We start from the raw sequence: 12,286 nt of genomic DNA on the forward strand, positions 1-12,286 counted from the left end.
TTTTTGTTAACAAAAAATTCACTTTATTTTCAATATTTTAAAATATATATTTTTATTATATAATATAATTATAGGTTTTAGAAGGAGTTGAATTTTATGGGAGATAAAAAATTTAAAAAAGAACTATTAGATCTCTATATTAAATGGAGAGTTTCTGAAAAAAGCTTTTTTGAAAAATTAAAATTAAATCATGATTTTAAAAAATTAGAAAAAGAGCAACGAAAACTTATAGCAAAGAATTTTTCTGACTTCGCTAAAATTGATACACCATTGACAGAAAAAGAAATACTTGAATTAGAAGAATATTACAATAATACATTTATTTAAGGAGATGTTTTTTTATGAGCGATAATAAATTAAAAGAAGATTTAGTAAAAGTTTATAAAGAGTGGAAAGACCTTGAAAAGAAAGCTGGCAAAAAAATTAAACATCATCACGAGCTAAAAAAAGAAGAAAAAGAAGATGAGATCCAAAGATTTTCAGACTATGCAGGATTGCCAGTTCCTATAACTGAAGAAATGCTTCTATACTTAGATGAAGAATATTTTAGAGTTTAAAAAATACTTAACTTAAATTAACTAAAATAAAATTTTTTTAAAATACAAAAAAGACACATTATTTTATTAATGTGTCTTTTCTTATATAAAACTTAAATATCCTAATTTAATTATTCAAATCTTCTTAAAGAGATTTAATTTTAATATCATTTTATTCCATCATAGCTGTAATCTTTTTGCTTAATAGTAATAGTACTAAACCTAATACTATACTTACTCCAGCTATTGAACCAAATAGTTCTAAAGCTCCTAGTTTTTCAACAAATGATGCTATGAATCCTGATAAGTAGTTTGCTACTCCGTTACTAGCAAGCCATACACCCATTAATAATGAAGCGTATTTAGCTGGTGCTAATGAACTTACCATTGAAAGTCCTATTGGTGATAAACAAAGTTCTCCCATTGTGTTAAATAAGTAAGTTCCTACCAACCAGAACATACTAGCTTTAACTGCTGGATTTTCAACATTTCCACCTAATGACATAGTTGCGAAAACCATTAATAAGAATCCACATCCTAAAACTATCATACCCATAGCCATCTTAGTTGGGATTGATAAATCCCCTCTTTTGCTGTTAGCAAGTGTAAACCATAATTTTGAGAATAATGGTGCTAATATTAATATAAATAATGGGTTTATAGATTGGAAGAATGCTACTGGTACTGTCCATCCAAATAAACTTCTATTAGTTGCATTCTCAGCAAATAATGTTAAAGTAGTACCTGCTTGTTCAAATCCTGCCCAGAAGAATACAACAAATGACGCAAGTATTAATATAACTGCAACTCTCTTCTTCTCTTGCTTAGTTAAAGGTTTCTTTTCTTTTGCAACGTCTTTTTTATTTTTTTCTCTTTTAATTTCACCAACATGTGCTAAGTATTTTGGAGATAAAGTTATGAAGATAATTTCTCCTAATATTATACCTATACCTGCTGCTAAGAATCCGTATCTAAATCCATAGTGAAGTATTACTTCTCCTGATTTTGTAGCAAAAAAGTTTTCTGCTAATAATCCACATATTATTGGTGCTATTAAAGATCCTAAGTTTATTCCCATGTAGAATATTGTAAATGCTGAATCCTTTCTCTTGTCACCATCTTCATATAATTGACCAACTATTGTTGATATATTTGGTTTAAAGAAAGCATTTCCTACTATTATGAACCCTAATCCTAAGTATAAAGCCCATCTAGTTTGCCATCCAAATAAAGTTAAGTTACCTAAAATCATTACTGCTGCCCCAAGCATAATTGATTTTTTCTGTCCTAAAAACTTATCTGCTATTTCTCCACCAATTATTGGTGTAAAATAAACTAAAAAAGTATAAGCTCCATATATTCTAGCGGCACTAGATACATCATATCCTAATCCACCAGTAACAAATGATGCTGTTAAGTAAAGCATTAATAGAGCTCTCATTCCATAGTAACTAAATCTTTCCCACATTTCTGTGAAGAATAAAAGGTATAGTCCTGCTGGATGCTTTAATCGTCCATTGCCTTTTTCTACTTCAAAATCAGTAGATTTAATTGCTTCTGCCATTTTATATTGATCCCCCTCTTTTAATTATGACCTCATTCAAATTATCATTTATATGAATTTATCATTAAACTTATTATTTCGTTAACACATTTTTAATTATAAATACATTTTTACTTGTAATCAAACTTCTTCTTAACAAATTATTGCAAGTTTCTTAATAATTTGATTACATTTCCTCTTAAATACTCCATTTTTCTATGTGTATCATAACAACACAATTGTTTTTTACAGAAAAACATATACTTAAAACTTCTATCTCTAATATAAACATTTTAACAAACTAGTAAGTTTAGTTATCTAATTTTATCATTTTATTAATTTCCCCTTATTATACCTCCTTAAAAAAATCAAAATAAAAAAAGCAGCCTATTTATAATAAACTGCTTTAAAATGAATATCTTAAATTATCTTCTTTCAATTCCCTTTTCATTTATCTTCCTATTAGCTACTCTCTTTAAGATTTTAAACACTACACCAAAGATAGGAATTCCTATTAACATTCCTATTATTCCAAATAAACTTCCTCCAACTATCATAGCAAACATAACCCACAAAGCAGATAAACCTATAGAGTTTCCAACAACCCTTGGATATATTAAATTTCCTTCTAATTGCTGAAGTACTATTATAAATATAATAAACCAAATAGCCTTAATAGGATCTATTATTAGTATTATAAAAGCTGATGGTATTGTACCTAAAAACGCTCCAAAGACAGGTATTAATGCTGTTACTCCAATTACTACACTTATTAATAAAGCATATGGCATTTTTAGAATTATCATCCCTATAAAGCATAAAATCCCTATAACTAGGGCCTCTGTGCACTGCCCTAATATGAATTTAGAAAACATTTCATTGCACATATTTCCTAGTTCCATAATCCTATCTGCCTTATTTTTATTGAAAAATGCATATATTATAAGTTTTAGTTGACTTATTAGGATTTCTTTACTTGCTAGCATATATATGGCTAAAACTAAAGCTAAAAAGAAATTTATTACTCCATAAGTTATTCCTAGGGTAAAGTCTAATAAATACCCTAAGGAGGTGCCTACTATTTGACTTATTACCTTTAATATTTCTTTCCACATATTTAGTAACTCATTAATTATATTTTGCATCATAACTTTTGACTGTGAATTATTTATTGCATTCGCCTCTAAAAATTTTTCAAATTGAGATAGGTATTCTGGAATACTATTCATTAAAGTTGAAATACTACTTAATAATTGAGGAATTACAAATAATATAAATAATGTTATAGCTAATATAAAGACAAGAAATGTTAAAGTTATAGAAAAGCTTCTTTTCATCCCTTTAAAAAACTTACCATTCCCTAAGTGTCTTTCTATTAATTTCACTGGAATATTAAGAATAAAAGCTATGGCTATCCCCCATATAAAAGGCTTTAGTATTCCTAAAAACTTATAAAGAAAGTTTATAATATCCTTTATATTTATAAAAAAGAATATTAAAAGTATTATGTATGTTGATAAGAGAATATAATCTTTAATTTTATTATTTTTAAACTCCAATGTTTTTCCTCTCCTAAATAAATCTATATAATATGTTATAGTAAATTTTTACTATTTTATCCTTATATTATTAACTTAATTAAAAAATATTAATCTTTTATACATTAAACTTTGCAAAATGTTATTAAAAAAGTATATTTTCATATGTATAATGATTATATGCTTTAAATGAAAAATATATAGTTTACTTATAAACCATTTTAAGGTATAATTTATATAAAGTTTACAATTGAACTATTCAAGGAGGAAGGTTAATGGATTTAAAAGCTCTTAATCCTAATGGAAATGCTTTTTTAGTTTCTTTTACTAAAGCAAAAAAAACATATAAAAAATTTATTTCACCAACATTAAATGATTTGGGATTAACGCATAATGAATTTGAAATATTAGTTTTCTTACAAGAAAATTTAGAATATAATACTGCAAAGGATATAGTCGAATTTTCAGGTCTTTCTAAAGGATTAATTTCAAGATCTATAGAAAGCTTATTAAAAAAAGAAATGCTATCAATAAAAAAAGATGACAAAGACAAAAGAATATTTAGATTATACATATCTCCCTCTGCTAATGAAACACTTAATATTTTAAACAAAGTAAGTAATAGATTTTTTAAGTTATTATTAGAAGATTTAAAAGATGAGGAACTTATATTTTTCGATGAAGTTTTAAATAAAATGATTAAAAATCTAAATAACTTAAGAATCTAATTAGGCTATAAAATAATAAAAAATGGGTTTGTATCTAAAATATAAAAAATAAAACTTACAAACATACACTATTTGTAAGTTTTATAAAAAGTTATTTTGATACATGCCCATTTTATTATTTAACTTCATTTATATGCTTAAACATAGCTTTTATATTTTTTACATTCCCATACACTGTTACCTTATCACATACCTCAAAAGTATAGTCAGGAGTAGGGAAATTAACAAACTTGTCACCTTTATCTATATTTAAAACTTCTATTTCATTTGATTTAAGATCACTATCTCTTATGCTTTTTCCAATAAGTGTTGCCTTGTTTGAAAGATATATTTCATAAACACCAAAGCCTTTAGTATTAGTTATTAAAGTTAAGTGCTTTGAATTAATCTTGTCCCAAATTTTAGATTGAACAATAAATTTCTCAATTTTATTTTCAAACTTTTCTAGTAAAGAACTTTTATGAAAAAACAAAACAAATATAATAAAAAGAACAATTACAGCTATGGAACCTACATCTATAACACTGCTAGTTATTATATTTACTGCAAAAGATATAATAGTAGCTGTACTGGCATAACTAAATCCCATAAGCCAAATAGCAAGTTTTCTTCTAGTAGGATGCTGAACTATTATCTCACTTTCTTTTGTTGTAAAACCTGTTCCTGTTAAAAGAGATGTAACTTGAAATCTGGCTTTTTCTATTGGCACCCCTGTAAGTCTAAATAATATAGCAAAGAAATCTACTATTATTAAAAATATCATTAAAAATAAAATAAATGTAAGTACTAAAACCACAAGTACCTCTCCTTCCCATTAACTATTTAAAATTACTATCTGATAATACTACAATATAGTAATTTTTCTTGTTGTTCATCATCCAATTTAATATATTGTTCTTTAATATTACTGGTGCTTTTATCCTTCTTTTCACATTCAGCTACTTTAAACACAATACCTAAAAGCAACAAAATTACAAGCAAAACTTCTCCAGCAATTAAAATCATCCTAAAAACTTTCATAGTGCCTCCTAATATAGAGATTTATAAATTTCCTCCATATCTTTTATTTCCATAGATACATAATTGTTTTTAAGTAATCTTTGTTGATTTTTCATTACACTTTGAGAAAATTTTTCAATTTCATCAATTGTCATACCATATTCTTTTAAATTCTTTCTTCTAATAAGATTATTTAATAAGTTTTCTAACTCTAAATAACAATCCTCTTCCTTTGCATTTATAATACTGCTTATTAATTTTGTTAATTCGCTAATTTTTCCATCACCATTGTTTTTCTTGTAGAAATTTAATACTGCCATTAAAAATTGATAATTTGCTTCTCCATGAGGAACATGATATTTTCCTCCTAAAGGATAAGATAAGGCATGAACTGCACCAACTCCTGCATTTCCAAAGGCTATTCCTGCATAATTGCTTGCAATTAAAAATTTATCCATTATAGTATTTCTATATTCTTCACCTTTTTCTATTATCTCTTTATATCCACTTAAAATCATTTCAATTGCTTTAAAGGCAAATAAATCTGTGTATGGAGTAGAATTTGGAGATAAAAATCCTTCTATACTATGTATTAATGCATCAATAGAACTATACACAAAAGCTTTATAAGGCATTGTTTTACAAAGTTCAGGAATTAAAACTCCCTTATCTGCATAAAGTTCATCTACTGCTAAACCTAACTTAGTATTTTCACTCTTTATTTCCACAATAGATATGTTTGTTACCTCACTACCAGTACCACAAGTTGTAGGAACTATAATAAGCTCCTTATCTCTTATTATAGGAAGTTCTCTTTTAAATAGTTTCTTTGTACTACTTACGTCTTTTAAAGCTAAAAGTTTACCTACATCTAGAATTGATCCCCCACCAATAGCTATAACTCTATTAAAATCTATATTTTTTATATCTTTAAAAATTTCATCTATAATTTCATCATTAGGTTCATTGAAATTATATTTGTCCTTTAATACATAATTACATTTTAAATCTAAAGATTTAAAACTTCCTTCATATATTCTTCTGTTTGTAAAAACTAGGTCTTTTTCATTTAAATTTAATTCTTTTGCAAATTCAGAAGAAGTATCAAACCCTAGTATTTCCGTATTTAAACTTAAAAGTTTCATCTTAATCACCTACTAAATCACTAAAATATTTTAACTAATCGTCCTTATAAAAATTTCATGAATTAAAACTTTCATTTAATCTTAAATTTTTATTTACAACAAATTAATAATTTTATTATACTAAATTTTATATTTTTTCTACAACCAAAAGTATTTCCAATAAGTATTTCATGAATTTCTTTATTAAAAACACAATAAAAAAACCTATAAATGTTAGAAAAACAAATAACATTTATAGATTTTAATTATCTAATTCATATAAAACTTAACATATAAAAATTAATTTAAAAGTTTAATAAATGATTTAAAATTAATCTACTTGTCTTAATAATCTCTTCATAACATCATTAACCTTAGCTATTCCAAGATCTTCATGAGCCATTACCATTATTAATTTTATATCATCGTAAGACATATCCCATTTATATGATCTTATATCTAATATAGCATCTTCTGGCATGTATTCAAATATCATTCCAGCAACCTCTTCTGCTAAATCTAAGTAATCTTCAAATAACTCTTCATCATTTAAATCTTTAAGATCAGAATTCTCTTTCATAAGACCTCTTAAAATATCCATATCTATGCTTAACTTAAAAGCAATTATATCTTCTCTTTTTGAGCTCTTACATAAATCACTTACAACTCTGGCATCAGTATTAAGTTCTATTTCTTTTTTTATGTCCTCACTATCTAACACTCTGTTTCCAAATGCAACGTACATATAAATTACCTCCTTAGTTGTTTATAACTCTAAACCATATTTAACAAAAATATATTTAATTAAAATTATTATTCTAAAATCTACCTATATATTTATATCACTTGTTAATGTATTATTACAAGTAATATTTTTTCTCTTATTTAAAAAATAGTGATTTTAAGTTTAAACCTAAGATAAAGTTATATATATCCTTAACTTAATTATGATACTAAGAAAATAACTTTTCAATAATTCCTGTATGTTCTAACAATATATTTATACCTATAAGAATTAATATAACTCCTCCTACTATTTCAGCATAGTTTTTGAATATATCTCCTAATTTTTCACCTATTATTACTCCTAAAAAACATAAAACAAAAGTTATAATACCAATTATTATTATAGTTTGAACTATAGAAATACCTAAAAATGCAAAACTAACACCAACTGCTAAGGCATCAATACTAGTTGCAATAGCTAATACTGTAAGATTTTTAGCACTTAACTCCTCTTTACGTTTCATATTAGCAAATTCCCTCTCTTTATTTTTGCTAACTTCCATTGATACTGCAACCTCAGCTTTTTCTTCATCCTCTTCTTTAAAAGCTTCAAAAATCATTTTTCCACCTATGAAACTTAATAATATAAATGCTATCCAATGATCAAAGGCTTTTATATAATCTGCAAAATATCTTCCAGCTCCCCATCCTATTAAAGGCATAATTGCTTGAAATACCCCAAAGAATAAAGCAACTTTTAATGCATCTTTAGCTTTTACTCTAGTAAGGGTTATTCCCTTAGCAACTGACACAGCAAAAGCATCCATAGCAAGCCCAAAACCAGTTAAAACAATCGATAAAATACTCATAATATATCCTCCTACTTATAAAAACTTTATAAAAAAAGACCTATATGCAGCAAAAAACTGCATATAAGTCTCGCTATTTAAGATTAAGCCAGACCAAAACCCTTTGATCAATTTGTTGACTTAATCACTCATTCAACTTGAGCTAACTACTCCCTCATATGGAAACAAAGTTTGTTAAACACTTTAAAACTTTATCATAAATATTTGCATAAATCAATGGTATATTACTATTAAAATTTATTAACATAAATATGTTCTTTATATTTTACTCCGATTTAAGTAAATTTATTTCACTAATTTTATATTTATTTTTATATCATATATTAAAATATCAATAACAAAATTTTGTGGAACTTTCTAATTTCAATTAGTGTAGTATTCATTTTATATATAAATCTCAATTAATTAACTCTTAAATTTTCATTGCTTATTAAAAAAATAAGGATAGAGATTAATTTACTATTTAATAAATTTATCTCTATCCTTACATAACATGCTTTGACTTTTAGGTTTATGAACTTAATTATTTACCACAACATTTTTCATGACATTTAACTTTGTTAGCCATTTTTTCTTCTTCTTTTCTTACTTCGGCCATTTTTTCTTTTTCTATTTTCATTGTATGTTCTGCATCACAATGACTTATTCTATGGTGTTTTGACATATAAACCCCTCCTTATTTTTTATTGCATAGGTAAATTTTTATATTAAAGATATTGGATTAAATTTATCCTAACCTTTACCCCCATGCTACTCCGAAGCTAGGTATTTGTAAAAATTAATAAAGACTCATTTATTATGATTTAAAGTTGAAATTTCTTATTTTGCCTAATACTCAATATGTTTTCTGTATATTAAGCCATATCCTGCACTATTTTTAAAAACCCTCTAAAATAAAAATAATTCTAATAAACTATTATTTATTTTATTAGAATTATTATCTTTAAAGCATAAAAAAATTAAGAAATTTATAGTCTAAAACTATAAACCTCTTAATTCTCTACATTTCTACAATAATTTTATTTTAGGTTTTATTTTAGATAGCTCTTTACTTTATAGCCATTAAGTCATAATTAAAGTTCTATCTAAAATTAATACTGATACATGCTATTCTTATTTTTAAATATTAAAAATGAAATAAATTAAATAGCACTCTTATTTACAGTGATTATAGTCTCTTCTCCAACTTGTGAAAGCTTATATTGGTATCCATCTTTTTCCCATGAATAAACTTTAGAATCACCATTTTCTTTATCCTTGCTAACTTTTGGCTCACCTAATACCTTCTTTATATTTTCTAATATATTTTCTGGCCCTATACCTTTAAAATGAACACTTACTGCACTTACATTTTTTGAATCATCAAGTTCTAGTATTAAGTTTGCATTATAATTAAACATTCTTGTAGAATAGCTTGAGGAAACAATAACTTTCTTTCCTTCAACCTCTTCTATATTTTCATTTCCAGTTCCCTTATTTTCTGAAACCTCATTGTAAGTCTTTCCTACATAAGTTCTTAAATCATTAAAATCACTTTGATTTTCAACACTTTCTTGAACTTTTGAATCATTACTACTTGTATTAGCCTTATTATTTGATCCAACACACCCAACCAGCGATGTAACTAATAAAGAGGTCGTTAAAATACTAGCAACAATCTTTTTTCTATTCATCCTTTTTCTCCCCCACCTATTTTTTTCGTATGTTTTTTCATATGCAAATGTATATGATTTGCATCTTCATCTAATTATAGTATAGTTTCCCCAAAGAAAAATTACAAAACTTATTTTTAGTCTCCTTTTAAATTAAAAATCTACCCTAAACAAAAGATTTTTCAAATATTTTATTTATGAACTTTAAAGGGAGATCCTATATATAACCAACTGTTCTCATAAAAAAGTGTAAACCATAAGAAATTAAGAAAGAAAATATACCATAGGGCATTTCCTCCTGTAAATCCCTTGAGTCCTATTAATGAAAGTAACCCTAAAAATCCTAAGTATCTGTGTTTATTGTATTCCACACTATCCCCTCCTAATAAGTATTTATAATATAATTATATAACTTTAATTATGTATTAAATACTCATGTTATAAATAAAGCTCATGGCTACACCATAATTGCTTTCTATAGAGTATAATGTTATTTCAATTAATAATTATTTTTACAAATAAAATACTCCTTTTAAAGTATATTTTGGCATGTATTTTTTCTACCTACTTTAAAAGAAGCAATCTCTAACTTAAATAACTTTCTTTTTATATTATCTTAACGATATTTTAGTCCCAATTCTTAACACTCTCTAAATAATAATGAAGTAATGAAGGCTTTGATAAGGAGTTAATTTCAACATCCTTTTCTGGAATTTCATCCTTTCCAAAAATAAAAAGGGAATCAATATTATCTTCTGAAAGATATTTAGTATCTACATTAATAACAAGCTTTTTATTTAATTCCTTTTTAGAAGCTAAATTAAATCCCCAATCTCCAAAAGAGGGAACTTGCAAATGATAAGGTTTAACAAAAAAGTTCTCACTTTTCAATGTATTGTTAATACACCAAAAGGAATTTGTAGCATAATAAGGACTTGTTGACTGAACCGTCATAATTCCATCCTCTGTCAGGGCTTGATAACACAATCTATAGAAAATATTTGTATAAAGCTTATTCAATGATTCATTGTTTGGATCTGGTAAATCAACTATTATTACATCAAAGTTTTCATCTGTATTTTTCAAAAACTCATAGGCATCCTGATTAATAATTTTTACACGTTCATCAGATAATGAATTTCTATTTAATTTTTTTATATTATCATTCTCCCTACAAATCGAAATCATCTCTTCATCCAAGTCAACAAGAGTAATTTTAGTATTTTCGTATTTTAATAACTCTCGAACTGCCATGCCATCTCCTCCGCCAAGGACTAGCACATTATCATTTTTTTCAGCTGCTGCCATTGGTATATGTACAAGAGCCTCATGATATCTATATTCATCCATAGAACTAAATTGTATATTTCCATCAATATATAACCTTAAATCTTCCTTATGCTTTGTAACAACAATATGCTGATATTTTGTATGCTCTGATAAAATAACCCTATCTCTATATAGACCATTTTCAATTTTATAAGAAATACTATCAGAACATAACATACCTATAGTCATAAAGGCTAATAATATTACAACTAACATTTTGTATATATATCCATTTTTAATGTAACTATAATACTTAAAAACAATCATAGTAGCTGCAATTATATTCATAAACCCTATAAAAAATGCTGTTGCAAAATATCCAAATTGGGGAAGTAATAATAATGGAAATGCAATTGAGCCAATAAGCCCTCCTATATAGTCAAAACTAAAAATAGATGACAAAGTAACTCTAAGGTTCTCATTATCACTTTCTATAATTCTTGTTAATAATGGTATTTCAACTCCAACCAATGTTCCAATTACTATAATCTCTATATACATTACAATTTGATAGGTTTCTAAATAAAGGTTAGAAAAAAATAAAACAAGAGCACTTGTTCCTCCAACAATTCCCACAGCAATTTCAATAAAAACAAACCAGTTAAACAAATTATTTTTTATATATTTTGAAATATATGCTCCAAGTCCCATTGCAGACATATAAAGTCCTATTGTAATTGAATATTGAAGTGTACTATCCCCTATTAAATAAGAACTTATTGCACTTATTATTAATTCATAACAAATTGAACATCCAGAAATAATAAGTGTAGTAAACATTAATAAACCATATTTTTTCATTAGTAAATAACTCCACTTATAACCAAGGCTAATCCAACAAAAATTCCAAATACCATAATACCAGCTGCCACATTTCCATTACCAATTTCTTCGTTCAAATTATAACGTTTATTTACAAAATTAAGTGCTGTATATCCAAACATTAAAAATAAAATGCCTAATATAAAATATAAAATGCTATTTAGAATTCCATTCATCATACTTTCTTTCATTACTTGAGTAGTAGGTGACATAATTGCTGTACGTAAAATAATACCAATTCCTATAAATGAACCAGCACTCAACCATCCAACCCCTTGATTCCCTTTTTTTATTTCAGTTGGAAAATGACAAGGTACAATTAAATCAATTAAAAAAATTCCTGCAATCATAAGTAAAATACCAAGCGTTGAATAAACTGAAATATTTATAATTTCAATTAATAAATTCATATTCTCAACT

The 12,286-nt window shown here is 25.9% G+C and carries 15 protein-coding genes; 3 read left to right on the plus strand and 12 right to left on the minus strand.

All coding sequences use genetic code 11. The features are described 5' to 3' along the window. Positions 1–96: 96 nt before the first annotated feature. Positions 97–327 carry a hypothetical protein gene (locus QP548_RS10545; protein ID WP_061426432.1) on the plus strand — a complete coding sequence of 77 codons (231 nt, stop codon included), beginning with the start codon at positions 97–99 and terminating at the stop codon, positions 325–327. Between the two features lie 14 nt (positions 328–341). After that, a complete protein-coding gene (locus tag QP548_RS10550) occupies positions 342–557 on the plus strand; it encodes a hypothetical protein (RefSeq protein ID WP_061426431.1) in 216 nt (71 codons plus the stop codon). 151 nt (positions 558–708) lie between these two features. On the opposite strand, the gene QP548_RS10555 is transcribed toward QP548_RS10550, so the two are convergent. Next, positions 709–2,100: a peptide MFS transporter gene (locus tag QP548_RS10555; protein WP_060796694.1), complete on the minus strand. Its 1,392-nt coding sequence runs from the start codon at positions 2,098–2,100 to the stop codon at positions 709–711. 404 nt (positions 2,101–2,504) lie between these two features. Next, positions 2,505–3,638, minus strand: coding sequence for an AI-2E family transporter (locus QP548_RS10560; RefSeq protein ID WP_061426430.1), 1,134 nt, complete (start codon positions 3,636–3,638; stop codon positions 2,505–2,507). 254 nt (positions 3,639–3,892) lie between these two features. Between QP548_RS10560 and QP548_RS10565 the strand changes: the two genes are divergently transcribed. Beyond that, positions 3,893–4,345: a MarR family winged helix-turn-helix transcriptional regulator gene (locus QP548_RS10565; RefSeq protein ID WP_057230769.1), complete on the plus strand. Its 453-nt coding sequence runs from the start codon at positions 3,893–3,895 to the stop codon at positions 4,343–4,345. Positions 4,346–4,460: 115 nt separating this feature from the next. Here the strand turns inward: QP548_RS10565 and QP548_RS10570 are convergent, their stop codons facing one another. From QP548_RS10570 to QP548_RS10615, 10 genes are all read right to left on the minus strand, one after another. Continuing rightward, entirely contained in the window at positions 4,461–5,141 is a 681-nt protein-coding gene (locus QP548_RS10570) for a TrkA C-terminal domain-containing protein (RefSeq protein ID WP_003461340.1), read from the minus strand. A 35-nt stretch (positions 5,142–5,176) separates the two neighbouring features. Continuing rightward, on the minus strand, positions 5,177–5,365 hold the full coding sequence (locus QP548_RS10575) for a hypothetical protein (RefSeq protein ID WP_061426429.1): 189 nt from the start codon (positions 5,363–5,365) through the stop codon (positions 5,177–5,179). Positions 5,366–5,373: 8 nt separating this feature from the next. Beyond that, complete coding sequence (locus QP548_RS10580; RefSeq protein ID WP_003461317.1) at positions 5,374–6,489, minus strand: 4-hydroxybutyrate dehydrogenase; 1,116 nt, start codon at positions 6,487–6,489, stop codon at positions 5,374–5,376. 310 nt (positions 6,490–6,799) lie between these two features. Further along, positions 6,800–7,213, minus strand: coding sequence for a hypothetical protein (locus QP548_RS10585; protein WP_060796689.1), 414 nt, complete (start codon positions 7,211–7,213; stop codon positions 6,800–6,802). A 208-nt stretch (positions 7,214–7,421) separates the two neighbouring features. Beyond that, entirely contained in the window at positions 7,422–8,063 is a 642-nt protein-coding gene (locus tag QP548_RS10590) for a manganese efflux pump MntP family protein (RefSeq protein WP_061426428.1), read from the minus strand. Between the two features lie 523 nt (positions 8,064–8,586). Further along, complete coding sequence (locus QP548_RS10595) at positions 8,587–8,727, minus strand: hypothetical protein (RefSeq protein WP_003450208.1); 141 nt, start codon at positions 8,725–8,727, stop codon at positions 8,587–8,589. A 478-nt stretch (positions 8,728–9,205) separates the two neighbouring features. After that, positions 9,206–9,736 (minus strand): hypothetical protein, encoded by a 531-nt coding sequence (locus QP548_RS10600; protein WP_061426427.1) that lies wholly within the window; start codon positions 9,734–9,736, stop codon positions 9,206–9,208. 170 nt (positions 9,737–9,906) lie between these two features. Next, positions 9,907–10,086, minus strand: coding sequence for a hypothetical protein (locus QP548_RS10605; protein ID WP_061426426.1), 180 nt, complete (start codon positions 10,084–10,086; stop codon positions 9,907–9,909). 256 nt (positions 10,087–10,342) lie between these two features. Further along, positions 10,343–11,845, minus strand: a complete 1,503-nt coding sequence (locus QP548_RS10610) for a polyamine aminopropyltransferase (RefSeq protein ID WP_061426425.1) — start codon at positions 11,843–11,845, stop codon at positions 10,343–10,345. Then, positions 11,845–12,276 carry a DUF350 domain-containing protein gene (locus tag QP548_RS10615; protein WP_061426424.1) on the minus strand — a complete coding sequence of 144 codons (432 nt, stop codon included), beginning with the start codon at positions 12,274–12,276 and terminating at the stop codon, positions 11,845–11,847. The genes QP548_RS10610 and QP548_RS10615 overlap by 1 nt, the downstream gene beginning before the upstream one ends. Positions 12,277–12,286: the final 10 nt, after the last annotated feature.

This window comes from Clostridium sp. UMB9555A (genome assembly GCF_030222355.1).
GTDB lineage: Bacteria > Bacillota > Clostridia > Clostridiales > Clostridiaceae > Sarcina > Sarcina perfringens.